At 55.5% G+C, this 26,272-nt stretch carries 20 protein-coding genes, 24 tRNA genes and 1 pseudogene; 31 read left to right on the top strand and 14 right to left on the bottom strand.

The window, feature by feature from the left end; genetic code table 11:
• Window positions 1–212 precede the first annotated feature (212 nt).
• The 3 genes from FKG94_RS14910 to lgt are packed head-to-tail and all read right to left on the bottom strand — an operon-like array spanning window position 213 to window position 2,454.
• Window positions 213–728 carry a dihydrofolate reductase gene (locus tag FKG94_RS14910; RefSeq protein ID WP_142905116.1) on the bottom strand — a complete coding sequence of 172 codons (516 nt, stop codon included), beginning with the start codon at window positions 726–728 and terminating at the stop codon, window positions 213–215.
• Between the two features lie 34 nt (window positions 729–762).
• The gene (locus FKG94_RS14905; RefSeq protein WP_142905115.1) at window positions 763–1,596 is read right to left on the bottom strand and encodes a thymidylate synthase; all 834 of its coding nucleotides are present in this window, start codon (window positions 1,594–1,596) and stop codon (window positions 763–765) included.
• A gap of 9 nt (window positions 1,597–1,605) precedes the next feature.
• Entirely contained in the window at window positions 1,606–2,454 is an 849-nt protein-coding gene (gene lgt, locus FKG94_RS14900; RefSeq protein ID WP_142905114.1) for a prolipoprotein diacylglyceryl transferase, read from the bottom strand.
• Between the two features lie 43 nt (window positions 2,455–2,497).
• Here lgt and FKG94_RS14895 point away from each other — a divergent pair, with 43 nt between their 5' ends.
• Window positions 2,498–3,376 (top strand): NRDE family protein, encoded by an 879-nt coding sequence (locus FKG94_RS14895; RefSeq protein WP_218943543.1) that lies wholly within the window; start codon window positions 2,498–2,500, stop codon window positions 3,374–3,376.
• Window positions 3,377–3,455: 79 nt separating this feature from the next.
• Here the strand turns inward: FKG94_RS14895 and ptsP are convergent, their stop codons facing one another.
• Together ptsP and rppH are read right to left on the bottom strand one after the other, a co-directional pair.
• On the bottom strand, window positions 3,456–5,714 hold the full coding sequence (ptsP, locus tag FKG94_RS14890; RefSeq protein ID WP_142905112.1) for a phosphoenolpyruvate--protein phosphotransferase: 2,259 nt from the start codon (window positions 5,712–5,714) through the stop codon (window positions 3,456–3,458).
• Complete coding sequence (gene rppH, locus FKG94_RS14885; protein WP_142905111.1) at window positions 5,708–6,223, bottom strand: RNA pyrophosphohydrolase; 516 nt, start codon at window positions 6,221–6,223, stop codon at window positions 5,708–5,710. Before rppH ends, ptsP begins: the two co-directional genes overlap by 7 nt.
• Before the next feature lie 219 nt (window positions 6,224–6,442).
• Here rppH and FKG94_RS14880 point away from each other — a divergent pair, with 219 nt between their 5' ends.
• Both FKG94_RS14880 and FKG94_RS14875 read left to right on the top strand, forming a co-directional pair.
• Entirely contained in the window at window positions 6,443–7,099 is a 657-nt protein-coding gene (locus tag FKG94_RS14880; protein ID WP_142905110.1) for a histidinol-phosphatase, read from the top strand.
• Window positions 7,100–7,121: 22 nt separating this feature from the next.
• Window positions 7,122–8,372 carry an imelysin family protein gene (locus FKG94_RS14875; protein ID WP_142905109.1) on the top strand — a complete coding sequence of 417 codons (1,251 nt, stop codon included), beginning with the start codon at window positions 7,122–7,124 and terminating at the stop codon, window positions 8,370–8,372.
• 32 nt (window positions 8,373–8,404) lie between these two features.
• Here the strand turns inward: FKG94_RS14875 and FKG94_RS14870 are convergent, their stop codons facing one another.
• The 5 genes from FKG94_RS14870 to FKG94_RS14850 all read right to left on the bottom strand — a co-directional run bounded on the left by FKG94_RS14870 (window position 8,405) and on the right by FKG94_RS14850 (window position 14,337).
• A complete protein-coding gene (locus tag FKG94_RS14870) occupies window positions 8,405–9,595 on the bottom strand; it encodes a class I SAM-dependent rRNA methyltransferase (protein WP_142905108.1) in 1,191 nt (396 codons plus the stop codon).
• Between the two features lie 32 nt (window positions 9,596–9,627).
• Entirely contained in the window at window positions 9,628–10,020 is a 393-nt protein-coding gene (gcvH, locus tag FKG94_RS14865; protein WP_142905107.1) for a glycine cleavage system protein GcvH, read from the bottom strand.
• Between the two features lie 211 nt (window positions 10,021–10,231).
• Window positions 10,232–11,329: a glycine cleavage system aminomethyltransferase GcvT gene (gene gcvT / locus FKG94_RS14860; RefSeq protein WP_142905106.1), complete on the bottom strand. Its 1,098-nt coding sequence runs from the start codon at window positions 11,327–11,329 to the stop codon at window positions 10,232–10,234.
• Window positions 11,330–11,566: 237 nt separating this feature from the next.
• Entirely contained in the window at window positions 11,567–13,225 is a 1,659-nt protein-coding gene (locus FKG94_RS14855) for an ABC transporter permease (protein ID WP_246125182.1), read from the bottom strand.
• A gap of 80 nt (window positions 13,226–13,305) precedes the next feature.
• A complete protein-coding gene (locus FKG94_RS14850) occupies window positions 13,306–14,337 on the bottom strand; it encodes an extracellular solute-binding protein (protein WP_246125179.1) in 1,032 nt (343 codons plus the stop codon).
• Between the two features lie 195 nt (window positions 14,338–14,532).
• On the opposite strand from FKG94_RS14850, the gene mutY reads away from it, so the two are divergent.
• The 28 genes from mutY to FKG94_RS14705 all read left to right on the top strand — a co-directional run bounded on the left by mutY (window position 14,533) and on the right by FKG94_RS14705 (window position 21,279).
• Entirely contained in the window at window positions 14,533–15,627 is a 1,095-nt protein-coding gene (gene mutY, locus FKG94_RS14845; protein ID WP_142905292.1) for an A/G-specific adenine glycosylase, read from the top strand.
• 43 nt (window positions 15,628–15,670) lie between these two features.
• Complete coding sequence (locus tag FKG94_RS14840; protein ID WP_142905104.1) at window positions 15,671–15,943, top strand: oxidative damage protection protein; 273 nt, start codon at window positions 15,671–15,673, stop codon at window positions 15,941–15,943.
• Between the two features lie 105 nt (window positions 15,944–16,048).
• A tRNA-Phe gene (locus FKG94_RS14835) sits at window positions 16,049–16,124 on the top strand.
• 1,308 nt (window positions 16,125–17,432) lie between these two features.
• Window positions 17,433–17,506: transfer RNA gene (locus tag FKG94_RS14830), tRNA-Ile, on the top strand.
• Between the two features lie 2 nt (window positions 17,507–17,508).
• Window positions 17,509–17,583: transfer RNA gene (locus FKG94_RS14825), tRNA-Glu, on the top strand.
• Window positions 17,584–17,836: 253 nt separating this feature from the next.
• A tRNA-Trp gene (locus tag FKG94_RS14820) sits at window positions 17,837–17,911 on the top strand.
• A 101-nt stretch (window positions 17,912–18,012) separates the two neighbouring features.
• Window positions 18,013–18,088, top strand: a tRNA-Phe gene (locus tag FKG94_RS14815).
• A 7-nt stretch (window positions 18,089–18,095) separates the two neighbouring features.
• Window positions 18,096–18,170: transfer RNA gene (locus tag FKG94_RS14810), tRNA-Asn, on the top strand.
• Between the two features lie 114 nt (window positions 18,171–18,284).
• Window positions 18,285–18,375 (top strand) — tRNA-Ser (locus FKG94_RS14805).
• A 108-nt stretch (window positions 18,376–18,483) separates the two neighbouring features.
• Window positions 18,484–18,560, top strand: a tRNA-Leu gene (locus tag FKG94_RS14800).
• A 7-nt stretch (window positions 18,561–18,567) separates the two neighbouring features.
• Window positions 18,568–18,644: transfer RNA gene (locus FKG94_RS14795), tRNA-Leu, on the top strand.
• Between the two features lie 7 nt (window positions 18,645–18,651).
• Window positions 18,652–18,730, top strand: a tRNA-Leu gene (locus tag FKG94_RS14790).
• Between the two features lie 5 nt (window positions 18,731–18,735).
• A tRNA-Met gene (locus FKG94_RS14785) sits at window positions 18,736–18,811 on the top strand.
• A 7-nt stretch (window positions 18,812–18,818) separates the two neighbouring features.
• Window positions 18,819–18,909: transfer RNA gene (locus tag FKG94_RS14780), tRNA-Gln, on the top strand.
• A gap of 13 nt (window positions 18,910–18,922) precedes the next feature.
• Window positions 18,923–18,998: transfer RNA gene (locus tag FKG94_RS14775), tRNA-Cys, on the top strand.
• Window positions 18,999–19,154: 156 nt separating this feature from the next.
• Window positions 19,155–19,233 (top strand) — tRNA-Asp (locus FKG94_RS14770).
• Between the two features lie 24 nt (window positions 19,234–19,257).
• A tRNA-Pro gene (locus tag FKG94_RS14765) sits at window positions 19,258–19,335 on the top strand.
• 8 nt (window positions 19,336–19,343) lie between these two features.
• Window positions 19,344–19,417: transfer RNA gene (locus FKG94_RS14760), tRNA-Gly, on the top strand.
• Window positions 19,418–19,438: 21 nt separating this feature from the next.
• Window positions 19,439–19,516: transfer RNA gene (locus FKG94_RS14755), tRNA-Pro, on the top strand.
• Between the two features lie 7 nt (window positions 19,517–19,523).
• A tRNA-Val gene (locus FKG94_RS14750) sits at window positions 19,524–19,613 on the top strand.
• A gap of 18 nt (window positions 19,614–19,631) precedes the next feature.
• Window positions 19,632–19,707, top strand: a tRNA-Thr gene (locus FKG94_RS14745).
• Between the two features lie 4 nt (window positions 19,708–19,711).
• Window positions 19,712–19,787, top strand: a tRNA-Arg gene (locus tag FKG94_RS14740).
• Window positions 19,788–19,804: 17 nt separating this feature from the next.
• Window positions 19,805–19,897, top strand: a tRNA-OTHER gene (locus FKG94_RS14735).
• 7 nt (window positions 19,898–19,904) lie between these two features.
• A tRNA-Arg gene (locus tag FKG94_RS14730) sits at window positions 19,905–19,980 on the top strand.
• A 24-nt stretch (window positions 19,981–20,004) separates the two neighbouring features.
• Window positions 20,005–20,077 (top strand) — tRNA-His (locus tag FKG94_RS14725).
• Between the two features lie 37 nt (window positions 20,078–20,114).
• Window positions 20,115–20,408, top strand: coding sequence for a response regulator (locus tag FKG94_RS14720; protein ID WP_142905103.1), 294 nt, complete (start codon window positions 20,115–20,117; stop codon window positions 20,406–20,408).
• Between the two features lie 104 nt (window positions 20,409–20,512).
• The gene (locus tag FKG94_RS14710; protein WP_142905102.1) at window positions 20,513–21,070 is read left to right on the top strand and encodes an HNH endonuclease; all 558 of its coding nucleotides are present in this window, start codon (window positions 20,513–20,515) and stop codon (window positions 21,068–21,070) included.
• A 134-nt stretch (window positions 21,071–21,204) separates the two neighbouring features.
• Window positions 21,205–21,279, top strand: a tRNA-Met gene (locus tag FKG94_RS14705).
• Window positions 21,280–21,862: 583 nt separating this feature from the next.
• Here FKG94_RS14705 and FKG94_RS14700 read toward each other — a convergent pair.
• From FKG94_RS14700 to FKG94_RS29570, 4 genes and pseudogenes are all read right to left on the bottom strand, one after another.
• Entirely contained in the window at window positions 21,863–22,477 is a 615-nt protein-coding gene (locus tag FKG94_RS14700; RefSeq protein WP_142905101.1) for a hypothetical protein, read from the bottom strand.
• Between the two features lie 222 nt (window positions 22,478–22,699).
• Complete coding sequence (locus FKG94_RS14695) at window positions 22,700–24,943, bottom strand: PKD domain-containing protein (RefSeq protein WP_179957661.1); 2,244 nt, start codon at window positions 24,941–24,943, stop codon at window positions 22,700–22,702.
• A 395-nt stretch (window positions 24,944–25,338) separates the two neighbouring features.
• The gene (locus tag FKG94_RS14690) at window positions 25,339–25,797 is read right to left on the bottom strand and encodes a hypothetical protein (protein ID WP_246125177.1); all 459 of its coding nucleotides are present in this window, start codon (window positions 25,795–25,797) and stop codon (window positions 25,339–25,341) included.
• Between the two features lie 96 nt (window positions 25,798–25,893).
• Window positions 25,894–25,998 (bottom strand): annotated as a pseudogene (locus tag FKG94_RS29570) (helix-turn-helix domain-containing protein); the annotation flags it as partial.
• Between the last annotated feature and the right edge of the window lie 274 nt (window positions 25,999–26,272).

Below are 26,272 nucleotides of genomic sequence, written 5' to 3'. Positions count from 1 at the left end.
TAATAACAGGCATCGCAAACATTCAATAATTTATAAGAAAACCGCCCCTATTTGTGTAGATTGGTATCATTCAAGTAACACTTTTTTGCACTTGGCACTATTTGCGGTAACAATCGTCAATCACAGGTAAAGCCATCTCTCGATCGGTGATATATGGCCTCATTTGAACAAAAAACACTCGCGGCGATTACTTAATAGGCAGGGCAGACATTTCACCTATTACCATTGGTAACACGATCCAGCACGATAAACGCATGGGGAAGGCTGTTGTCGTTACCTGCGGCGTGATCCTCCCGGGATACCTCACACCACTCGGCAAGATCGATATCGGGAAAGAAAGCATCGCCTTCGACACGGGCGCTGACGCGGGTCAGGTAGAGGCGCCGGGCCAGCGGCAACCCCTCGGCATACAACTGCGCGCCGCCGATCAACATCGCCTCGGCCGCCGGCGCTTTTAGCACCGCGGCGGCCTTATCCAGGGCGGCGGCCAGGGAATTAACGGCCACCACCCCGCCGGCACGCCAGTCGCGCTGGCGCGTCACCACAATATTGTCGCGCCCGGGTAACGGCCGGCCGATGGAATCGAAGGTCTTGCGGCCCATGATAACGGGTTTGCCCATGGTCACCCGCTTGAAGTACTGCAGGTCTTGGGGCAGGTGCCAGGGCAGTTGGTTGTCGCGACCAATAACGCCATTGGCCGCTACCGCGGCTATTACAGCCAGTTTCATCGAACTCTCTCTCCCCACCTCTGGATCAGGATGCCTAAATAGCAACGGGCGCCGGTATATGAGGATGTGCCCGATAATCCTGCAATGAGAAGTCTTCGTAGCAAAACCCGAACAGGTCTTTTACCTCGGGATTGATCTGCATCCGGGGCAAAGGGAAGGGCTCGCGGGCCAACTGGGTCTCCACCTGCTCCCTGTGATTGAGATAGAGATGCGCATCGCCGAAAGTATGGACAAAATCACCGGGCTGCAAGCCGCTCACCTGGGCCACCATCAGCGTCAGCAGCGCGTAGGAGGCGATGTTGAACGGCACCCCCAAAAATACATCGGCGCTGCGCTGGTAGAGCTGGCAAGACAACCGGCCCTCAGCTACGTAAAACTGGAACAGTGTGTGGCAGGCCGCCAGCGCCATATTGCCGTGCGCCACATTCTGCTGCGGAGAGAGGGCCTCGTCGGGCAGTTGCGCCGGATTCCAGGCGGACACGATCAGGCGGCGCGAATCGGGTCGGGACTGTAACTGCTGCAGCACCTGCGCCATCTGGTCGATGCCGGTGCCGCCGGCGTCCGGCCAGGAACGCCACTGGTAGCCGTAGATCGGACCCAGATCGCCGGATTCGGTGGCCCACTCATCCCAGATGCTGACACCGTGCTCCTTCAGGTAGGCGGTATTGGTATCGCCGCGCAGGAACCATAGCAGCTCGTGAATAATCGACTTCAGATGGCATTTCTTGGTGGTTACCAGAGGAAATCCCGCGGCCAGATCAAACCGCATCTGATAACCGAACACACTGAGGGTGCCGGTGCCGGTGCGATCCTCTTTGCGCACGCCGTTGTCGCGCACATGGCGCATCAGGTCCAGATACTGCTTCATTTTATTCCCTCAACCACTTGCTCTTTCACTGCGGGCCGGGACATACCGCCGGTAGCGATAACCCCATACCGTTAATCCGATCCCCGCCACAATCATGGGCAGGGACAACACCTGGCCCCGGGTCATCCAGTCAAACAACAGCTGGTCCTGCAAATGGCTGTCCGGCTCCCGCACGAATTCAACCAGAAACCGAAAACAGCCGTAGAGCGCCAGGAACAGCCCGCCGACCGTGGCCCGCGGTCGCGGCTTGGACGAAAACCAGAACAGGACCACAAACAACACCAGCCCTTCCAGAAAAGCCTGGTATAACTGTGAGGGATGGCGCAACAGACCCAGTTCGTCCTTGGGGAATTGCATGCCCCAGGACAGGGTCGTCTCCCGCCCCCATAACTCGCCGCCGATAAAATTGCCGATCCGCCCCAGCCCCAGCCCCAGGGGCACCAGCGGGGCGACAAAGTCCAGCACATCGAGCGGATGCTGTTTGAGCCGGCGGGCATACAGCCACATGGCGACAAGCACGCCGATCAGGCCGCCGTGGAACGACATACCGCCCTCCCACACCCGAAACAGCCACAGCGGATCGCCCAGCCATTCCTCGAAATGATAAAAGATCACATAACCACAGCGGCCACCCAGAATGACGCCGAGGGCACAGTAAACGATCAAATCCTCCACCTGCGACTTTTGTATCGGCGAGTATTTGTTCTGCGCCCGTTTCAGTGCCAGCAGCCAGGCCCCGATAAAGCCGAGCAGGTACATCAGCCCGTACCAGTGGATATCCAGCGGGCCGATTACTCGGTCACCCAGGTTAAAGGGGCCGATCGAAACCGCTACGGGATCAATGTTGGGATATTTCATAAGGCGTCTAAAATCCTGACCTGGCAACGGCAAAAGGCAGGGGATGATACCATTGCGACCCCGCGCACCCAAACTCTGCCGGGGCGGTATTATCGCGGCAAGAGCTGCTAAACTCCACGCTCAACTGCTATTTTCCGCCGATGAGGTAAACGCCCGCCCCATGTGTTTGATTTTATTTGCCCATCTTTATCATCCGGACTACCCGCTGGTGGTCGCTGCCAATCGCGATGAGTTCTACGAGCGCCCCACCCGCGCCGCACATTTCTGGAGCTGCGACCCGAATGTCCTGGCCGGCGTCGACAGCCGCGCCGGCGGCACCTGGCTCGGTATTACCCGCAGCGGCAGGTTCGCCGCCATTACCAACTACCGGGAAGACAGCGCGCCCCGCACGGACAAGCAGTCGCGCGGGCAACTGACCCGGGACTTTTTGCGCACTGAACAGGCGCCGGCGGACTACCTGCGCCGAGTGCACCGCCAGGCCGCCGACTACAACGGCTTCAATCTGCTGCTCGGGGACGGGCGCGACCTGTTCTACTACAGCAACCGGGAGCACAGTATTACCGAGTTGGAACCCGGCATCTACGGCTTGAGCAACGGCCTCTTGGACAGCCCCTGGCCCAAGGTTACCGGCGGCAAAGACGCGCTCCGGGCAGCCGTCGACGGCGTCCCCAGCAGCACCGGGCTGTTGGAGATATTGGCCGACCGGCAGACAGCCCCGGAATGCGAGCTGCCCGACACCGGCGTGCCGCTGGAGTGGGAGCGACAGTTGTCACCCCGTTTTATCCGGGCTGGTGATTATGGTACGCGGGCCTCCACTGCCATTATTGTGCAGGGGAGGGAGGTGGAGTTTACCGAACGCAGTTTTAGCGCCGGGCCGGAAGAAGAAGTCGACACAAACACCTACCGTTTCGCTTTACCTTGAACAAGCCTGCGTCACCTCTCCCGGCGGCACGGTGCGGGGAGAGGCGCCTTTAGCGAGGAGCGTAGCACAGCAAAGAACTTCACGCGTTGGCAGGGCGCAGCAGTTTGGTAATACCGGCCCGCTGCAGGGAATTCTCCACAAAATGGCCGATGGCATCGGCATCCGTCAACTGCATCACCTCCGCCAGCAGGTCCTCGGCCTGCTCCAGGGTCACACTGCGAATAACCGACTTGACCTTCGGCAGGTTGGTGGCATTCATGGACAAGACATCGAAACCCATCGCCATCAACAGCAGGGCAGCGCCGGGATCGCCCGCCAGTTCACCGCAGATGCTGACCGGTGTACCCTGGCTGTGCGCATCGGCAACTACCTGCTGCAGGGCCCGCAGCACCGCCGGGTGAAAAGCATCGTAGAGGTCGGCAACCCGGGCGTTGTTGCGATCCACCGCCAGCAGGTACTGGGTGAGGTCGTTGCTGCCCACCGACAGAAAATCGACCCGCTCGGCCAGTTCGCGGGCCTGGTAAACGGCCGCCGGCACCTCCACCATAACGCCTATCGGCGGTAAATCTATCTTATGACCCTCTTCCAATAACTCGTGGAAAGAGCGGTAAATCAACGTCTGGGCCGCCTCCAACTCGAGCACACTGGAAATCATCGGCAACATAATGCGCAGGTTATTCAAGCCTTCACTGGCCTTTAACATAGCCCTTACCTGGGCCAGAAAGATTTCCGGGTGGTCGAGCGTGACCCGGATGCCGCGCCAGCCCAAAAACGGATTGGCCTCCTCGATGGGAAAGTAGGGCAGCGACTTGTCACCGCCGATATCCAGGGTGCGCATAGTGACCGGGTGAGGAGCAAACGCCTCGAGCTGCTCCCGGTAAATCAGGCGCTGCTCCTCTTCACTGGGAAAGCGGTCGCGCAACAGGAACGGCACTTCGGTGCGATACAAACCCACCCCCTCGGCACCGCGTTCGAGCGAGCGCACCACATCGGCCATCAGCCCGGTATTCACCCACAGGGGCACCCGGTGGTGGTCCTGGGTTTCGCAGGGCAATTCTTTCAGGGCTTCCAGCCCGCGCACCAGCTCCTGTTCCTCGAGACAGATGGCCTCATAGTGACGGCGCAGCTCGGGGCCCGGATCACTGTAGACGCGACCGTGGTAGCCGTCCACCACCAGCTCGCGTTGCTCCAGTTGCGTGTAGGGCAAGTCCACGGCGCCCATCACGGTCGGGATCCCCATGGCCCGCGCCAGAATCGCCACGTGCGAGTTGCCCGAGCCCTGCACCGATACCAGCCCCGCCAGCTTGTCCTTGGGCACCTCGCCGAGCATGGAGGCGGTCAGTTCCTCACCCACCAGGATGGTGTTTTTGGGAAAGGTGCGACATTGCTGGGCCGACTCCTGCAGGTAAGCCAGCACCCGGCGCCCCAGATCGCGCACATCGGCAGCCCGCTCGCGCAGATAGGCATCGTTCATACTGGAAAAATTGTTGACGTGTTCGAGGATCACCTCGCGCCAGGCAAAGGGCGCGCTGATGCCCTGGCGAATCCGCTCGGTCACCTCGCCGCCGAGGGCGGCATCGTCCAGCATCCCCACATAGGCGTCAAACAGTGCCTGCTCCTCGCGGTTGATGCGCGGTTTCAGTTTGTCTCCCAGCGCCCTGATATCGTTGCGCACCGCCACCAGGGAGCGGTGGAAAAACACCAGCTCCTCGTCAATATTGCTACAGCGCTTAAAAGGTACGGCATCCAGGTCCGCCGGCGGCGCCATCACCACCGCCTGCCCGATGGCGACGCCGGGGGCCCCGGCGACACCGACAAATTTCGCCTCCACCGCCTTCTGGCCCATATATTCCAGGGCCCCGGTGGCCTCCGCATGGGCGATAACACCGGCCAGTTGCGCCGACATGGTGACCAGAAACGCCTCGTGCCCCTCGTCAAAGCGGCGCCGCTCAATCTGCTGTACCACCAACACCCCGAGCACCTCCCGGTGGTGAATGATCGGCACGCCGAGAAAGGAACTGTAGCGCTCTTCACCGGTTTCGGGGAAATACTGGTACTTGGGGTGAGTCTCGGCGTGTTCCAGGTTGATGGGCTCTTCACGCACCACCACCCGCCCCACCAGGCCCTCATCCGGGGCCAGGTGCACCTTGCCCACGGCATCGGGATTGAGGCCGTCGGTGGACATCAACACATAACCGCCCTTGCCGTCACGCAAATACACCGAGCAGACATGGGTTTCCATCGCCGCCTTCACCCGGCTCACAATAATCGCCAGCGCCGCCTTCAGATCGCGGGCGGTATTGACCTCCTGGACGATATTGCGCAGAGAATTCAGCATCGCGTGACCTCGGTGCGCCCCTGGGCGGCCTCCAACTGCGCATGGGCCGGCGCCAGTTCCTTCAGAGCGCGCCGATAGACGTCGCGCTTGAACGCCACCACCTTGCCGAGCGGGTACCAGTAACTGACCCAGCGCCAGCCGTCAAATTCCGCCGGACCGCCGTTTTCCAGGCTGACACTGCTGTCATCAGCGAGCAGTTTGAGCAAAAACCACTTCTGCTTCTGCCCCACACAGACGGGGGTCGAGTGCTGGCGCACCAGGCGCCGCGGCAGCCGGTAGCGCAGCCAGCCGCGGGTGGCGGCGAGCAGTTCCACCTGTTTGGGTCTGAGACCCACCTCCTCGTAAAGTTCTCTGTAGAGGGCCTGTTCCGGCGACTCATCGTCGTTGATACCGCCCTGGGGAAATTGCCAGGCATCCTGGCCACCGACGCGACGAGCCCATAGCAGCCGGCCTTCGGCATTGGTCAGCACAATGCCTACATTAGGTCGAAAGCCATCGGCGTCGATCACACCTATCTCCCTGTTTATTATCGTAAACCCGCCCCTGTCCGGGCGAGTGGCGGCTAACTATTGTTCCACAAATCAACGACTTTCAGCAATCGGGCCGATTTGCGTGACCTGTGTGGCGAAATAGGACACGGTCGCCGACATAGATATCATTGAGTTGACTTTTCTCTGGTATCCTGGCGATCTTTACAGCATAGCAGCCAAACAACCCGGGGAGATGCGGTGAGCCTGGCGATTTTTGATCTGGACAATACCCTTATCGGCGGCGACAGCGACCATTTGTGGGGAGAATTTCTGATAGGCCGGCAGTTGGTCGACGCGCAGCACTACAAAAGTGAGAACGACCGGTTTTACCGCGACTACCAGACCGGCCGTCTCGATATCGACGCGTTTTTGGCGTTCTCCCTGGAACCCCTGGCCAGAATTCCCATGGCCCGACTGCAGGAACTGCACCGCCAGTTTATGAGCGAATGCATAGCACCCATCCGCCTGCAAAAAAGCGATGCGCTGCTGCAAAAACACCGGCGCCGGGGCGACGACCTACTGATTATCACCGCCACCAACCGTTTCGTTACCGCGCCGATTGCACGCCTGCTCGGCATCGACGACATACTCGCCACCGAGCCGGAAATCAAAGACGGTGTTTACACCGGCAGGCATGTGGGCACACCCTGCTTTCGCGAGGGCAAGGTCACCCGGCTGCAACACTGGCTGCAAGATTACCCCGGCACCCTGCAGGACAGCAGCTTCTACAGCGACTCCATCAACGATCTGCCGCTCCTGCAAAAAGTGGATAACCCCATCGCCGTGGACCCGGACGATAAACTGCGCCAACACGCCGTCGAACACGGTTGGGACATTATCAGCCTGCGTAAATAAAAGAAATAAGAAGGACAACGACGTGCCCGACAACAATACTCTCTACAGGACTTTGCCAGGTAACAACCCGAGGGTGATGTTGCAAAACCGTTATCAGTCTCTGGCGCGCCGGTGGCTGCTGCTACCGGCAGCGGCGCTGATGATCACCGCCGGCTGCGGAGAAAAAGCGCCACCACCGCCGGTGGAGGAAACCCCGGCGCCGGTGGTTAACGACGCGCCCCTGGCCCCCGCCACTCTCACTGCCTGGCAACTGGGAGACACTTACCTCACCGAGGCGCAGACCGGCGCCGGCCGCTTGTGTGAGGCGGTGCAGCAATTACTCGCGCAACCGGATGCCGACAATCAGACCCTGGCGCGCCAGGCCTGGCACCGGGCCCACAACGACTACCACCGCTTCGATATTTTCCGGGCGCTGGCAGGCAGCAACCCCGGACTGTTTGGCGAGCTGGCGGCGCTGAACTCGCCGATCGATACCTGGCCCATCATGCCCGGGTACCTGGATTACTTCGACGTCTACACCCATAGCGGTATCGTCAACGATATCGCCGTGCCAATCACTGCCAGCGCCATCCGGCGACAGCACGGCTTCAGCGATAACACCGATGTCAGCCTGGGCCTGCATGCCATCGCCTATTTGCTGTGGGGGGAGGGTGGCCAGCGACCACCGGCGGACTTCGCCGCCGCCACTGAAATACCGGCCAACCAGCGCGGCGCGGGGATCAGTGTCGTGGACCTGCCGAACAATCGGCGCCGCGACCTGATCGCGCTGATGTGCAATTTGCTGGGCGACGACCTGGCCAGCCTGCAACAACGGTGGAGCAGCGCCGAGGCCGCCATGCCGGTTCGATACCGGCAACTCTTGCCCCAGAGCCGACTGCAGTTGTTGCAGCAGGCAGCCCAGCATTTTTTGACTCAGGACCTGATCGCCCGGCAACTGACACCGCTGCTGCAGGACACCGGCGATCCCGCAGAGGCGGTACACAGTTTTTACGCCGGAGACTCAGCCCGCGCCATGGCGGCAGGTATCGAGGGCCTGCAACAATTACTGCTCACTGCGAACACCGGGCTGGCTATTTGGCTGCTGGAGGAGGAGCCCCGGGCGCAACTGACAGAGACGCTGGCAAAGGCCCTGACCCTGCTGCAAACCACCGTGTTGCACGGCAATGAAACAACCCAGAAGCCGGCGGTGACGGAGCTGCGCGACACCCTGGCGGCCGCGGCCAGTTTAATCGGACCCGAACGGCCCGGCAGCGATGACGTGGCAAGCGAGTAGCCGGACTCCAGACATCGGTGTTGCAATAGCGTCTAGGCCGCCACTACCCGCACAAAAGCAGCTTTCAGGTAATCCGTTTCCACAATCGCCGGATGCACCGGGTGGTCGGGTCCCTGCCCACCCTGGTAGACCAGTTGCACGTGCCGGTCGAGATGGCGGCCGGCGCCGCGAATAATATCGGTCAGCGCCTGCCGCTCCAGGTGCATGGAACAGGAAGCCGACACCAGCAGGCCGTCGCGCTGCAACAACCGCATGCCCAGTTCATTGATATGCCGGTAGGCGGCGGCGCCGGCTTTCTGGTCTTTGCGACGCTTGATAAACGCCGGCGGGTCCAGCACCACAATATCGAAACGCTCGCCCTCGTCGAGCAATTGTTTCATCACCGCTATGGCCTTACCGGCCCGGGTTTGCACGCGATCGCCGACACCGTTGAGGGCGGCGTTCTCCCCCACCCAATCCAGTGCCTGTTGCGAGGCATCGACACAGACTACCTGATCGGCACCGCCGCAGGCCGCCTGGATACCCCAGCCGCCGATATAGGAAAACACATCCAGCACCCGCTTGCCGCCGGCGCAGCCCTGCAAGTGGGCGCGGTTGAGCCGGTGATCGTAAAACCAGCCGGTTTTCTGTCCCGCCGCTATCGGCGCCAGGAAGCGGGCGGCGTTTTCCTGCAATTCCACCACTTCGGGTACTTCACCGACAGTCTCGACATAGGCCGGCAGCGCTTCCAGGTCTCTGGCCGAATGATCGTTGCGCAGCAGGATACCCTTGGGCTTAAGACACTGCTGCAGTGCACCGACCACCTCGTCTTTGACCCGCTCCATACCGGCGGTGGCAATCTGCACTACCAGAATCTCGCCAAACCGATCCACCACCAACCCCGGCAAGAGATCGGAATCGCCAAACACCAGCCGATAAAAAGGTGCGGTGAACCATTGACTTCGCAACGCCAGCGCCTGCTCGAGGCGGCGCAGCAACAGTGCGCGAGTCAGTGGCCGGTCGCCGTCGCGGCTGACCAGGCGAGCGCAGATCAGCGTATTGGGATTGACAGTCGCCACACCGAGGCACTGGCCGCGGCTGTTTAATACCTGTGCCTGCTGGCCCGGTGCAAACGCTTTCAGGGGACTTTTGGCGGTGTCCACCTCATTGGAATAAATCCACAGGTGACCGCGCTTCAGGCGTTTATCCGCCTGGCTTTTCAGGATCAACGGCGATGGCGACATGGGTGGGCTGAGAGTCAAGCGGGCGGGTGAGCTTACTCGTCCGCCTCGGCGATCTCCCGGTAGGCATCGGCATCGAGCGCATTTTCCAACTCGCTGATATCGCTGGGCTTCACTTTAAAAAACCAACCATCATCGTAGGGTGATGCGTTGACGGTTTCCGGCGCGTCCTCGAGCGCTTCATTGACGGCGATCACTTCACCGGACACCAGTGAATAAATATCCGAGGCGGCCTTCACCGATTCCACAACCCCGGCCTCCTCGCCGACGCTGACGGTGCTGCCGACCTCAGGCGCTTCCACATAGACGACATCACCCAGGCTGTCCTGGGCGTGGTCGGTAATGCCGATGGTCACACTGCCGTCCTCTTCCACCCGGGCCCACTCGTGGCTGGCCAGATATTTTAACTCCGTACGAATCTCGCTCATTTGTTAGTCCTCAAACAATCAACTTAATCAGTGCACTCTTATCTTGGCGCTACTGCTTCATTATTCGGGTTAATGTTTCCTTGCAGCTACGGCTTCGCTGAAACTGTTTTCACTTAAAGACGCGCCTTTCGCCGGAACTACTGCTTCGCTGGAGCTACAGCTTTATGTGGCTCCGGTCTACGTGGGCCACAGGAGCGCGGCGCTCAGTAGATTAAAGCAAAGATTGACCGTGGCGTACAAAACCGGGCTTCACCACTTTCACCGCTACCTGCTTGTTGCGCATTTCTACCAGACATGTGTCCCCGACTTCAACCGGCACCCGTGCCAGGGCGATAGAAAACCCGAGTGTCGGCGAATAGGTGCCACTGGTAACCACACCTTTGGCTGGTGCCTGCGCTGCCGCGTCGACGATTACCGCCTGCCCGGCCCGCAATACGCCGCGCCCCTCCAACACCAGCCCCACCAGCTTGTGGCTCGGCTGCCGCTGCCGCTCCGCCAGCACCGCGGCACGACCGACAAAGTCGCGCGTCTGCGGCTCCCAGGCCAGGGTCCAGGCCATATTGGCCGCCAGTGGCGATATCGACTCGTCCATCTCGTTGCCGTATAAATTCATACCGGCCTCCAAACGCAGGGTGTCCCGTGCCGCCAGCCCACAGGGCACCACACCCCGCTGCGCCAGCGCACGCCAGAATGCCTCGGCGTCCGCCTCGGGCAGAATAACCTCCAGGCCGTCCTCCCCCGTGTAGCCGGTGCGGGCGATAAACCACTCCTCTACCTGCACGCCTTGGAAAACACTGAGTCCGGCACTGGCTGCAGACCGGGCTGCGGAGGTCACGGCACCGACATGGCCGATAGCCTCAGGTCCCTGTACGGCAATCATCGCCAGCTCCGGGCGCTCGTTGATGGCGACGTCGAAGCCGTCGGCCTGGCGTCGCATCCAGGCCAGGTCCTTTTCCCGCGTGGCGCAATTTACCACGGTCCGGTACCAACCGCCCATATGGTAGACGATCAAATCGTCGATAACCCCGCCGCTGTCGTTGAGCATGGCGCTGTAAAGGGCCTTGCCGGGTTCACCCCCGAGCTTCTCGACGTCGTTGGCTAACAGGTGTCGGAGGTAAGCTTTACTCTGGGAGCCGGTGACATCCACGATAGTCATATGGGATACGTCGAACATACCGGCGTGGCGTCTGACCTGGTGGTGCTCCTCGATCTGCGAGCCGTAGTTGAGCGGCATGTCCCAACCGCCAAAATCCACCATTTTGCCCTGCATTTCCTGGTGGGTCTCGAATAAGACTGTTTTGTTGCCCATGAGAGGTACCTGATTTTACGGCGCTGGCAGCTGACACTTTATATCGCCGGCAGCCACTCCCAGTGAGTCGATGCCGGGTGCGACCGTTAGCCGTTAGCCGTTAGCCGTTAGCCGTTAGCCGTTAGCCGTTAGCCGTTAGCCGTCCGAGTTTCCGATAGTGATCACACTGTTTCCAATAGTGGAATAACGCCGCTATTGTAGCGAGTTTATAATCCGAATCAATGACGATTTGCAGTGCTAAACAGCGCGCGAACGCCGCACCATAATGACGACCGGCGGGATGCTCAACAATACCAGCGTCAGCGCCGGCAGCGCCGCCCGCTGCCACTCGCCCTCGGAGGTCAGCTCGAAGACCCGCACCGCCAGCGTATCCCAGCCAAACGGCCGCAGCAGCAACGTGGCCGGCATCTCCTTCATGGTGTCAACCAGCACCAGCAACAGCGCGGTCAGCAGGCCCGGTGCCAGCAGCGGCAGATAGATGCGCCGCAATACCCGCCACTGACCGGCACCAAGTGTATGGGCCGCCTCCTGAAAATGCGGCTTGATCCGTTCGAGTCCGGCCTGTACCGGCCCCACGGCGACAGAGAAAAAGCGAATCACATAGGCCAACACCAGCGCTGCGACACTGCCCACCAGAATCTGCGCCGGCGGCAACTCCAGCAACAGGCGCAGCGGATTGATCAACTGCCGGTCGATATATGCAAACGCCAGCAGGATACCCACCGCCAGCACCGAGCCGGGCAGGGCATAGCCGAGGCCGGCGAGCCGCACGGAGGTACTGATCCCAAGCCGTCCCGACACCCGCTGGCCATAGGCCACCAATACTGCGATCGCCACGGTTATCAGCGCCGCGCTGCCCCCCAGGGTGAAGGTGCGGAGGATCAGGGCGCCGTAGCGGGAATCAAGGCCGGTCGCGCGGGTTTCGAATACCCACACCAGCAACTGCAACACCGGCACCACAAACGCCAGCACCACCACACTGGTGCAATAAGCGCTGACCAGCAGACCCCGCCAGCCGGTCAATTGATAGGCCGTGCGAGTGCGGCGGGGCTGCTGGTGGATGCGGCCGCTGCCGCGGGCGCGCTGCTCGGCGTAGAGTGCGGCAAAGACAAACAGCAGTAACAATGAAGCCAGTTGTGCCGCCGCCTGCAGGTTAAAAAAGCCAAACCAGGATTTGTAGATAGCGGTGGTGAAGGTGTCGTAATTCAAAACCGATACCGCGCCGAAGTCCGCCAGACACTCCATCAACGCCAGTGCGGTGCCGGCCACAATGGCCGGGCGCGCCATCGGCAGCGCCACCCGCAGAAAGCTGGACCAGGGGCCGTTGCCGAGCAATCGCGAGGCATCCATCAAGCCCCGCCCCTGGGCCAAAAACGCCGCCCTGGCCAGCATGTAGACATAGGGGTAAAGCACCGTGGTCATCACCATCACGACGCCGCCGGCGCCGCGGATATCGGGAAACCAGGCATCGGCCCCGAACCAGTGCCGCCAGAGCGTCTGCACCGGGCCGCTGTAGCCCAGCAGCCCCAGGGCGACAAAAGCCACCACATACGTGGGTATCGCCAGCGGCAGCATCAATGCCCAATCGAGCCAGCGCCGGCCCGGGAACTCACACGTAGCGGTAAACCAGGCCAGACTCACCCCCAACACCATGACCCAGACACCCACGCCGAGCACCAGGATCAGGGTATTTCCCAGCAGGCGGCTCAATTGGGTGGCGATCAGGTGTTGCCAGACCTCGGTCTGCGCGCTGCCCCAACTCAATACGATAACGCTGACCGGCAGCAATACCAGGCCCGCCATCAACCAAGCTGGCAGGCGCCACAGCCGGCCATTGGGCGGCGGCGCCAAAGCAGCGGCCGGCAGAGCCGGCCGTTTGAGGGCGGTATCGGTCAAGGCGGTCCTTTCAATTAGGGCGGGTCCTTTCGAGTAAGGCCGTTCTATCAATTACGGCGGTTCTATGGCTCCAGGTGATCCTATCGGTATTGCGCCCGATCCATCAGTTTTACCGCGGCGGCCTGGAGCCTGCCGGCCGCCTCGACATTGACGTCGTCAGCTTTGAACTCACCCCAGGAGGCCACCTCAGCTGACGGTGCCACCGCAGGATTGGCGGGATACTCCTGATTCAGCTCGGCAAACTTACCCTGAGCCTCTGCACTGGACAACCACTCCAGCAACGCAACGGCGGCGGCCGGCTGCTTGGCGTGTTTGGTAATACCGGCGCCCGATACATTGATATGCACACCGCGTCCGTCCTGGTTGGGCCAGAACAGCGCCAGCGGCAATTGCGGGTTTTCCTTTTTCAGCCGGCCAAAATAATAAGTATTGACGATCGACACATCGCACTGTCCGGCCGCCATGGCCTCCATAACCTTGGTATCGCTCGAGTACGGATCGGTGGCAAGATTGGCCACCCAGCCGGCCACCACAGCCTCGGTGGCCTCTTCACCAAGCGTATTGATCATGGTCGCCACCAGGGACTGATTGTAGACCTTTTTCGAAGTGCGCAGGCACAACCGCCCACGCCAGGGTTCGGCGGTCAAATCCTCATAAGTGGAGAGCTGTTGCGGGTCCACCCGCTCGGTGGAATAGACGATGGTGCGCGCGCGCACAGACAGGCCAAACCAAGTGTTGTCCGCGGCGCGCAGATGTTGCGGAATATTGGCGGCAAGGGCCGGCGAGTCGACCTGGCGCAACACGCCGCGCTCGGTGGCCTGCCAGAGGTTGCCGGCGTCCACCGTGATCAGCATATCGGCCGGGGTGGTCTCGCCTTCAGCCTCCAGGCGCGCCAGCAGCGGCCCTTCCTTGTCGGTGATATAGCGGATCTCGACCCCGGTGTTGGCGGTGTAGCGATCGAACATTGGCTTGATCAAGTGCTCCTTGCGAGCTGAATAAACGGTAACTAGCGTGGTCGCTGCCTGCCCCGTATCCCCCTCGGGCGGACTGCGCTTATCACTACAAGCGGCCGCCAGCCAGACCACCGCACCGACCAACAGTATTTTACCCACTCTGTATATCACCCATGGCCCCCTTACTTCAAAGCAGTATGTCGCAACGCCGGGTCGGCGCCGCGAAAAGCAAAGATGATAAGTATTCTTATTCTCATAAGCAAACATTTATCGGGAAAAGGCGCTGCGGGCTTGACCTCGATCAAACAGCTATCCACACTGGCCGCCGTCAACCAACCTGCGCCGCAGTCGGCAATGTCGTCACAGCCTATGCAACCACAATTGTTCTCAAAAGTCGTACTGGCCTGGTTCGATCAGCACGGGCGCAAGCACCTGCCCTGGCAGCGGGATATCAACGCTTACCGCGTCTGGGTCTCCGAGATCATGCTGCAACAGACCCAGGTGAATACGGTAATTCCCTATTTCGAGCGCTTTATGCAGACCTTCCCGACCGTCGCCACCCTGGCTGCCGCACCGGTCGACGAGGTGCTGCACCTGTGGACCGGGCTGGGATACTATGCGCGGGCGCGCAACCTGCACCGCTGCGCTGCGGTGGTGGTAGAGCAATATGGCGGCGAATTCCCCGACACCGTAGAGCAGCTGAGTGAGTTGCCGGGTATCGGCCGCTCCACTGCCGGGGCCATCTGCAGTATTGCCTACGGCAAGTCCGCCCCGATACTGGACGGCAATGTCAAACGGGTGCTGGCACGTTTTCACGCGGTGTCCGGCTGGCCGGGCAAAAGCAGTGTGCTCAAGCAGCTTTGGGAGCATGCCGAGGCCTACACGCCAAAGCGCCGCAACGGTGACTACACCCAGGCGATGATGGACCTCGGGGCAACGCTTTGCTCGCGCGGCAAACCCGCCTGCGGTTTGTGCCCCCTCAAAGACGGCTGCCAGGCTTACCGGCAAGGTAACCCCGCCGACTATCCGGGTAAAAAACCGAAGAAGGAACTGCCCGTCAGGCAGGTACAAATGCTGATGCTGCGCAATCCCGGCGGCGAGCTGTTGCTGCAACGGCGCCCGCCGCAGGGTATTTGGGGCGGGCTCTGGAGTTTTCCGGAGCTGCCCGCTGAGGAGAGTCCGGAAGACTATTGCCGCGACCACGACCTGATGCTCGCCGAGCGCGAAACCTGGGACAGTTACCGGCACACCTTCAGTCACTTTCACCTGGACATTACCCCGGTGCTGCTGCAACTGAACCGGGAGCCGGACCGGATCATGGCGGCGGGTCGGTCAGTCTGGTATAACGTTCGGCGTCCCGAGGCCCTGGGGCTGGCGGCGCCGGTCAAGCGCCTGTTGGAGCAGCTCGCCGGTCTCGAGCCCATCACCGATCTCGAGCCCGCGGACTGAGATCGAACCCGAACAGCCAGTCGACAACCAAAAGGTATCGCCCATGTCCCGCACCGTATTTTGCCGCAAGTACCAGCAACAGATGGAAGGTCTGGAAGCTCCCCCGTACCCGGGCCCCAAGGGGCAGGATATTTTCGACAATGTCTCGCGCCAGGCCTGGCAGGAGTGGATGCGTCATCAGACCATGCTGATCAACGAAAAGCACCTCAATATGATGGATATGACCGCCCGCACCTACCTCAGCGAGCAAATGCAGAAGTTCCTGTCGGGTGAGGAATACGACGCCGCAGAGGGCTATGTGCCACCGCAACAATAAGTCCGCAAATGGCCCCGGGCGGCCTTGACTCGGGGCGGCTGAACGGGTTTAATACGCGCCTCTTCAGCTTTGTCGGCCTTGCATCCTGCAGGCGTCAAGCTCTTTGCCCAGATAGCTCAGTCGGTAGAGCAGTGGACTGAAAATCCTCGTGTCGGTGGTTCGATTCCGCCTCTGGGCACCAAACAACCCCTTAAAAACCATATTGTTGCGAAGTCACACTAAGGTCTCGAAAGACAGTGAGCCCTCAAAGTGGCGACAGAGTGTCGACGCCGTTTTTCCGGTTTGACCTGCGGCTCCACATCATCAAAGCCGCAGCGGCGGTTAAACAAGTGTCGACGCCCGGGGTCTAAAAGCAGAACCAGCCCAACACCTGATTGAGTCAACCTTATTTAGGCGGCAACTCGAATCTTGATTTTACGACTTCCCAGCCTATAATACGCGCAAACCAAATTTGAGACGGTAATGACTTTACTACGTTCAAAGCACGGCAGTTTTTATATCTGGACGCCCGGGATGATATGTAATCCACAGGAGGATCTCGCACGTCCACAATTTGCCTGCTAGACGAAGAATCTGGTAGGCAATAGGCCTTCCAGCTTTAGTTTAAGTATTCATACAGAAAACCCGGAAGGCGAAATACGCTTTTCGGGTTTTTTTTCGCCTGAAGGAAATGAAAATTTAAAAATTGGGCCGTTAGTTCAACGGTTAGAACGCTGGCCTCATAAGCCGGTTACAGACCGGGGCGACGCTTCGCTTCGACTCTCTCACGGGCCACCAAATTTAGGAAATCAACAGGAAAGAGAGATTTATTTTAATTGAGGCTTAGAACATTTTTTTATAGATGAATAGCGTGTTTTAACCGGTAGGGAAAATTTGAATTTTAGTCAATTTTTCTCCGATGCCCCCTTCTCGTAATTTTGCCATAAGTTGCAACAGGGGATTGCTCGGCCTAAAAAAAATAACGCTATATAACGTTCGGGAATACACCCAAAAATCACAAAAAAATTAAATTTGCAAAGAAAAAAATCAGCACGTATCGTTTAAAACAGATTCGCAACACGAACAAAAACAGTAAGTAAAGAATTATGAATTTTAATTATCAGCAACATAGCAAGCATTTTTATTTATCGGACTGGTCCACAACGTCCATAGATACAAATGTACTCCGCAGTGGGCTAGAACGTCCCTGCATAACTTTTGGTGATAGCAAACTAATGTAAGCAGCTTTCAATAACGGAAGGCTGTGCCTTCCGGTGAATTAGAGAAACCCCGGTTGGCAACAATCGGGGTTTTTTCGTTTCAGGAAGAACGAATTCGCGAAAGCTGGATGCTAAAGCGGAACTTTATGGAGTAGTACTCGCACGGATTGCGATTTTTGTTTCTAGCAAATGGAATTGCTAAACGCGCAATGGATGTGCGGAAACAATTTTATTTAGGTGTGATACCCACCGACACGGTATCGGTTTTTTAACAATGTGGTCGCTTTTTTTGGCAGGTAGCTTAATAGCAAAGCCCTCGGCTGATAACCGAGTAGATGTAGGTGAAAACCTACTCTGCCAACCAATGTCCCTATGGTCTAGTGGTGAGGACTCCTGACTTTCTATCAGGCAGCGCCGGTTCGAGTCCGGCTAGGGATACCAATTTTTTGGGCATGCAGGCGAGAATGGAGAACCACTACCAAAAACGATTAGGTTAAGGGTAGCCGGGTAAAACCGGAGGTTACTGAAATAAGCTATTACGCATGGTTGAGGATGCAGGCTCGATGCTCTACGGCGGGTGTCAGCTGGCGCGCGTTTTCCAAGTAATTAGCTTGGCTGAGAGTAATGCCTCAGTTGTTTCCTTTCGCGTACGGAAGGCCGCCCCGTTCTAATCCCGCCATGTCCACCAAGTGTTACGTCGATAGCTTAATGGAAAAGCGTTGGTCTCCAAAACCAGAAGATGTGGGTTCAAATCCTACTCGGCGTGCCAATTAAAAGCGGGATAGTGAAGCAGAATCATGCGGGTTTCATAAGCCCGTGACGTCGGTGCAAGTCGAGTGCGACCCCAGCCGGCTCCCCGCAACCAAATTTGTAGAGATAGCTCAAATGGCGAGAGCGCCTGGTTGAAGCCCAGGAGATCCCGGTTCAATTCCGGTTCTCTACACCAAATTTATTGCACAGTAGCTGAGTGGTAAAGCACTCGCCTGTTAAGCGAGATGTCGCAGGTTCGATCCCTGCCTGTGCAGCCAATTTATGGGAAGTACTCAAGTGGCAACGAGGCCTGACTGTAAATCAGGATAATTTTGAAACGTAGGTTCGAACGGTCCGCCGCTGCGGTCCTACCTTCCCCACCAATTTTAAATGGAAGTGTGGCCGAGCGGTGAAGGCACCGGTTTGCTAAACCGGCAAGTGACGAAAGTTGCTTCAAGAGTTCGAATCTCTTCGCTTCCGCCAATTTGATTACTTGGAAGGTGCGGTCCAGTGGCGGACAACCGGTCTTGAAAACCGGCGAGTTGTAGAGATACGGCTGGTGTTCGACTCCTCCACCTTCTTCCAACAAATGCTCCGATGATGCAATTGGAAGACATGACCGACTTAAAATCGGTTTGTTGCGAGTTCGACTCTCGCTCGGAGTACCAATTTAAAGCCCAGCTAGCCCAATTGGCAGAGGCGCCTGGCTTAGAACCAGGGTGTTCCCAGTTCGACTCTGGGGCTGGGTACCATTTTAATGCAGGCGTGATTGCAATTGGCAGACATGGCGTTTTCAAACATCGCTTTTTTGTGAGTTCGAATCTCACCGCCTGTACCAAAACTCGTGGAGTAGTTTAATCGGCAAAATGCGATTTTCATAAAATCGATGTTGGTGGTTCAAGCCCACCCTCCACGACCAATTAAGAAGCAGTGTGGTGTAACTGGCAACACACGTGACTTTGACTCACATATTTCAGCGGGGCGGCCCGTGCCGTTCAAATCCTGGCGCTGCTGCCAAATTAAAAGTTATGCACGAGTGGCAGAGAGAATATGCGCGGGATTGCAAACCCCGTATTACGCCGGTTTGAATCCGGCCTCGTGCTCCAATTTCGGGGGCCCATGTACCACGGGGGCGACGATGCTTTGCAAGCATTGTGAGGTCGGTTCGATTAACTCAAGCCGTCCTGGCTTTCACCCTTCGGACAGCAAAGCTGTTTTAATTTGATCCAATCAAATTAATCCGACGGTCTCCACCAATTTTCGGTTCGTTAGCTTAGCCAGATTTAAAGCACTCGGTTGTCAGCCGAGGGATCACGGGTTTGAATCCCGTACGAACCGCCAAACTCGTTTTAACAAAAGGTTATTCTGGGTGTAGCGCAGTCTGGTGAGCGTGGCCGGTTTGGAGCCGGGCGGCCGTAGGTTCAAATCCTACCACCTAGACCAATTAAATTGCGGCATTGACCGAATGGTGAGGTACCTGTCTTCCAAGCAGAGGAACAGGGTTCGATTCCCTGATGCCGCTCCAATTTTTTTATTTATTTTATTTCCGGGTGTAGCTCAGTTTGCGAAGAGCGCTTGCTTTGGGAGCAAGAGGCCCTAGGTTCGAATCCTAGTACCCGGACCAATTTAATGGACGTGCAGCTCAATGGGAGAGCACCTGTTTTACACACAGGATACAGTGGTTCAAGCGGTCCGCCGCCGCGGTCCATTCACGTCTACCACTTTATTTTTAAAAGAATGCTCACGTCGCTTAACGGTAAAGCACTTCCCTTGTAAGGAAGATGATGACGGTTCAAATCCTGTCCGTGAGCCCCAATTTGCTCGATTAGTTTAATAGAAGAAAACGCTGGCGTGCGAAGCCGGTAATGCAGGTTTGAATCCTGCATCGAGCGCCAATTTATTTTTTGTTTTTCCGCTCGTGGCGTAATGGTAGCGCATCGGCCTTTTATACCCAAAGGGCACGCCGAGCCGACAGGTGTAGGTTCAAGTCCTACCGGGCGGACCAATTCTTTGCTTCCGTAGCTCAATGGATAGAGCACTTGTCTTCGAAACAAAGTGATGCTGGTTTGAACCCAGCCGGGAGTGCCAATTCAAAAAAGAGAACACTTAGGTGTGGCCGTGGCGGAATGGTAGACGCCCCTGGCTGTGATCCAGGTCTTTGCGAGTTCGAATCTCGTCGGTCACCCCTAAGTGTTTTCAATCACTCAATCAAGGAGAGCATCATGCGCATAGCACTAAGTAAACGCGAGTGTTATCACGCAGATATTTATTGCAGTGATAGCAACTCCGCGAAAAAAACATTAAGGGAAAATCAAATATCCATATTAGCCGTGGATTTTTATTTGTATGGCCGGGAAAACGGTACTCATGTCTTAGCATGGGCTAGGACAAAAAAATTACTTCCACCTTATGTAGTGGTAACAGAAAGCGACCGCAATAAACGTGTTCTATTAGCTGAAGAGCTCACGAAAGGAGGTTACAACTCTGCTGATGGGACAACATTTATAAAACACTAACATCCTCGTGGCGCAACTGGAGAGCGCAACGGATTTCTACTCCGTGGGCTGTGGGTTCGAATCCTACCGGGGACGCCAGTTTAGCAACCAGCAGGAGCAATGAAGTGGGCAGAGTATTGCGCTTAGATATCTCCGGCACACCGACTTCTTGGCTTTCGCGGGAAGAAGCTGCCGTTTTATATGTTAAAAATTTGGTGCAGTGGGAAGTAGGAGATAAAAGTTTAGTTATCTTCGGAGGAACAAACCGATTAACCGGAAAACAATCATCGTTGGAAATTAGCCCCGTTATTGCAACTCGAGGTGATACCTATCGAAGAAAATTGGTTTCCGGGTTTAATAATCGAATGCTATTCCGCAGAGATAATTATCGCTGTATGTACTGCGGTAGTAAATTTAGTAACGTAGAATTGACACGAGATCACGTAGTACCGCGTGCACAAGGAGGATTAGATATTTGGGAAAATGTTGTTGCAGCCTGTGGAAAGTGTAATCACTTTAAAGCGGACCGCACACCTGAACAAGCGGGTATGAAGTTATTAGCCATACCTTTTAGACCAAATATATTTGAATCCATGTACTTAGCACAACACAAAGTACTAGCGGATCAAATGGAATACCTGGGAAAACAATTTTCAGGTAAAAGAACTTGGAAAGCGGCGTGATTTATTTACGTCGTATTCCATACAGAAGTTTATATCTCCGCCAAGAATTAGCGGAACTGGTTCTGTAGGCCAGTCTGGCACAAGCGTTATTAACTTGCTGTGTACCAATTCGAAAGCGGGAACAAGCTACCACTGTTTTTGTGGCTCAGTTGGGTAGAGCAATCGACTCATAATCGAAAAGTCGCAGGTTCGATTCCTGCCAAAAAACAACCGTCGTCTGTAAATCGATTCTTATGGCAAAGGCCGAGAGACCCCGAGGTTCGAGTCCTCGCAAGATTTAGGTTCTTGATAAAAAAATCTACGAGAGGTCCATAACCTTGAATTCGATTGGCCAGTAGCGAAAGCAATTGGCTGAGCACAAATCAGGGTGCCGACAAGCTACAAAAGGTGCTTGGTCCGGGTCGACACCGATTGTCTACTTTTAGGCGAAAGTTAAAAGTAGAAAAGTTTGATATTACCTCTGTACGGCTCGAGCACCCAAAGCTCAAGTTTTTGGTGCGTCAGTACCGAGCGCTTCTTGAAGACTATGTAGATGTGTTTGAGTTAAATGATAGTGAGGTCGGTGTTATCTACCGCGATCAAAAAATCTCGGATATTCTTCCTCCAAGTAATTTATTGGTGACTTGGAAAGGCGCTGAAGACGTTCGAGTGGATATCGTTGATATCACTATAAACTACGAGATCAAAGATGAACTTGTTGCACTTTTAGGTCGAGGCGTGAAAATCGGTACAGAATTTGGAGTGCAGCGTAATTTATCTGCGCCAACCTCCATACACAAGTTTATATCCTCGCTAATCCACTACAAACTCGATATGGAAAGCTGTTTCGGCCGGCCCGCCAATTTTGCCTGGGTAGAAAAATCGTTCTTTAATGACATTTGGGTGTGTCATCACCGCTTGTTTAAACTTCTCTTTATCTGAGATAGAGCTTGGCTTGATGTCAACTGCATAACGACCGGCAATTGGCACATGAGCTAACTGATTCCTATTAACACCAGCTTCCGCTATTTCAATCTCAATAGCCGAAGTCATTTCAACGATTGATTCATTTCGTTTAGCTGGGTCAGTAATTGAATCAATAGCTGCGTCACCGATTGAGCCGTATGTTGCTTTTGCACAAGCGAGCCTATCACTGTAGCTCTGACATGCACAAATATGCGAACCAATTTGTTTCCCTACTTTGCAATTTGGAGCATCTGGCTTTAAGTAATAGTCATACATAACAGTCGCCTGCCCCTTGGGAGTGTCACTCCCACGTGCTATTGATGCAGATGTCAGCCCCGCCGAAGTAAGAATTTCTTCAATATGGCCTGCAACAGTATCCGTGACTTTATCTCTACCTTTGAGTTCAACGGAATTGCCAATCATAGGAACGATGAGAAACAGCAATAAATATAGCTTTTTCATATTAAACCCTTTAAGAAATTCTATTTATCCTGCTCTTGATATCGTCCTATGCATATTCAGAGCCTTAGATAACCAATCCTCGGCTTTTTCTAATTCAGAAGTTGTCCGCAAAACCCAATGGTTGAAAGGTATCGGCAACACTTGAAAAACTCAAGCTACCCTAAAACTTGTTGATATCGCCATGGGCGTTCAAAAAGAACCTAACTGTATTGCTATCAATAATCATAGGGTATCATTAAGGGATATATTATCAGTGGTTAACAGCTCCACTTCACGTAGAACACAATTCTCCGCATAAGCATTGTTGCAGTATAGACGCACCTTTTGAGCAACGACCGACTCGTCAAAAGTTAGCGTTACCTCATAATCAGCGTTAGTGCCGCCGCTAAACTCACCGCCGGCAACCGGCACCCAGGCCGCGCCATCGTATACCCTCACGTCAAAATTTTTCATAATAAAGCGTGTGTGGTTGTACCCACTGTGAACAACTATGCGTGACAACGAATAGGGCTGCAACAAGTCAACTTCGATATATCGGTTATTGCCTTTACCGGAAGCCCAGGTCGGCGCTTTCGGTTGGATGTTGCCGTCAGTGATATGCTCCGGACGATAACCGCCTGCCTGTGTGGCACTCGCAGTGACCGGTTTAGTTACTGCGACATTCCTCCAAACCACGTTACGTACGACATTGACCTCAATCCCGGCCGTTGCACTCAGGCCCAGCGAATCGGTGGCGGTTAGCGTAAAAGCGTAGCGACCTTCCTGTAGGCCGGACACACTCAGCACCTCGCTTTGCTGGCCATTCAAGCCGACGACGCCACCAGACACCTGCTGCCACTGCATGCTCAATATACCGTCAGGATCAATGACCTCTGCTGTGAGCATCACAGTCGTAGCCGGCAATTCAACCGTTTTTTGCGTCGCCAGCCTAATAACCGGGGGCATATTCTCCGGATCATCGACTACCGTAACTACCACATCATCACTGCCGGACTCATTGAATTCATCAAATGCGGTAAACCGAAACACATATTCCCCTAAAACAATATTTGATCCGCGCAGCGTTAGTGTGTTTGTATCAAGAAGCTCAATGGCGGGGCCTGATAGTTGTTCCCATTCTGTTCGGGTGATTGTTCCATCATCAGTCGCAGCAGCTTGTAGCGTAAAGCTCCCTTGTGAGATATAAACCGTTTTGTCCGGCCCGGCATCGACCACGGGCTTGGTGTTGCCCTGTATAAGCTTGGTATTGGTGATAAAAAAGTCCTGTAGCTCGGCACTCGCGTAAGCGGTATCCCACGTACTGCCGCTATGATTCCCGCCGTTAATCACTGTCACCTCAAAATGCTCATCAGCACCCGCACCGCAGGTCGTATTCAGTGCATTGCGAGTAGAAATCCATGTCGTGGGAGGATGGCGAAGATCACGATTACCACCGTATGCCGATACGTGAAACGCGGTGTATTGACAAATATTACTCTGCGACTGTTTATAGGCAATAGGTGCAATGCCGGCATATAACTCCGGTTCAATAAACGCAGATTCAATCGCCCTTTTGCCACCACCGCTCAATCCGGTGATAAAAACCCTGTCCTCATCTACAGCGTATTCCTGTATGGCTTTTCTTGTTAACTGATTGATGGCGTTAGGGATATTCTTAGGGTCAAACCAGCAGGGATCGGTATTGGGATGACAGGCGGGCGACAACACTATCGCAGGATAGTCCGTGACATCCAGCAACTGCTTGTGAAAGCCTTTAATACCGTTATTACCGCTGTCGTCCAACACCCGGGTACGGGCCACATCCAGTATTTGACCACCAATACCATGCATGGAAATAACTAACGGCCATTTTTTCGGATTACCACTGGCATCGGGCGTATTGTAGTCCTCGGGCAAATAGCGTGCGACATCAAAAAGCGGACCTCTAACCATCACTCTACCGCCGGTCTCACAATGCCCCGTTTTCAGCACTGGCTCATCTGTTGATACGCCAAAAACCTTCAGCTCACGCAAGTTGTTATGGCCATCGGGATCTACCGAAATATACCGCAGGCGATCGGTGATGACTGGTGCAAAGCTAGCTTCTGCTTTATCACCGGCAAACCCACGAAACGACGCATTCTCAACGGGCACCCAACAGTAGTCATCGTAATACTGCAGCTCAAAGACTTCAGGGATAAAACGAGGTGTACCATCGACGATTTTGCCAACATGAAACTCAGCACTGGACACCTCAAAAAAACCATTTAGCTCAATAGTCAATTCAACAGCACGTTTTTTCAGTCCGCTCGACCAGGCACTATTGTTGGCAAGATTATTATCGACAGCCCGCGCTGCTGGTGTACCGACAGAAAAATAAGTTGATACCGGCTTTCCAGATACAACATTGTCAAGCGCGCTCGCCGAAGGCAGGGAAGCTACACAGAGTAATACGCTGAATAAAGACTTCGTTAAAGAAATTTTCATGACACTACAACAACCCCAACTTATAAACAGCCACCCGAAGCGGGTGTCGACTAAGTGGCGCATGGTATCGAAGGCTGGACACTGAAAATGAGATATTGATCACACAAGAATAGTGATAATTGTAGATAAATGTAAACAGGACTAATACTTTCATTCCTCTAAATCCACAACAGAAGTGGGCTTCTATCTACTGATTCATACGAAAAACTAAATAACAACCGTCACTTTATTGTAAAAAAATGTTAATTAAAAAATTTAGTGCATTCCGGATAAGAGGAAGACGGTCGGGCGAAAATGGCGTCATGGTTGAGGTCAATACCGCTATGGCAGGAGCAAACGGCAGCGCGGTAAATATGGCGAAACTTAGAGCCTACCTGAAACCGGAAACTTACTCTCTAACCAAAGTAAAGGTGAGAGCGCTTAAGGCAAGGGTGCACAGCGCCAAGACCAGCAGCGCATGAATACCGGGCATATCTGCCGCCAGCCCACCCAGCATTAGATAAAAAAATAAAATTTTTCGCAACGAGGAAACCTCTTTTTTCAAAGGCTTCGCAATAGTCTTCATCCTCTAGCAGGCGGTCGCTCTGGAGCTTCACCACCTCACCAAAACCACTCACCGAGTTCGTCCAGGGGGGAGCTGATTGATTAGCGTTGTGTGGTGGCATGTTGAGCACCTCTACGAGTCGCTCCACAATACTGGCTTTGAGCGCAAGCTTACGTGAATCCGCATCCACAGGCTTTGGTGTTAACTGGCACTCATATTCGCTACGGTGCCAATCCCGCACCAAATCTGAAAATGCTATTTCATCTCCGGCTAGTAACAAATCTGCCATCTGATCCAGCATGCTAGACATAGCATCTTTCGTCGTCTTAAGACTTTCAAAACTCTCCCGGATGATTTCAGGGTGTCGCATGGCGATGCGAATGAGCGCTTTCGCTGAACCTGAGGGCGATCGACGGCCCTGCTCCCACTCTTGGAGCGTTCTAGTAGATATCTGTAGCGCTTGTGCAAACTCACTCTGGGATAACCCCGTCTGAGTTCTAGCCCTTGAAATTTCGTTGTTCGTTTAATGATACATGACCTCATACGTCAGTGACGTACAACATCAGAAATGGTGCAGATACGGAATATAAAGCAGGCCGAACTTTGCTTTAATCTCCATTCATGGGAACGAATGGAGTAATGTCTAAATAAAACAAAGAGTTACCGCTGTCAAACGATGGATTCACGGCGAGAGGTTTGCGTCAAACAAAGGGTGAAAGAAGCCCAGGATACCTTGAGTTTCACGCAAAATGATTAGTAAACGGTGGCTGCACCATGCTAACTGG

The sequence above is a fragment of the Exilibacterium tricleocarpae genome, assembly GCF_007004655.1.
GTDB lineage: Bacteria > Pseudomonadota > Gammaproteobacteria > Pseudomonadales > Cellvibrionaceae > Exilibacterium > Exilibacterium tricleocarpae.
Note: the sequence above shows the minus strand (reverse complement) of the source record. Positions and strands in the feature narration are given on the sequence as shown.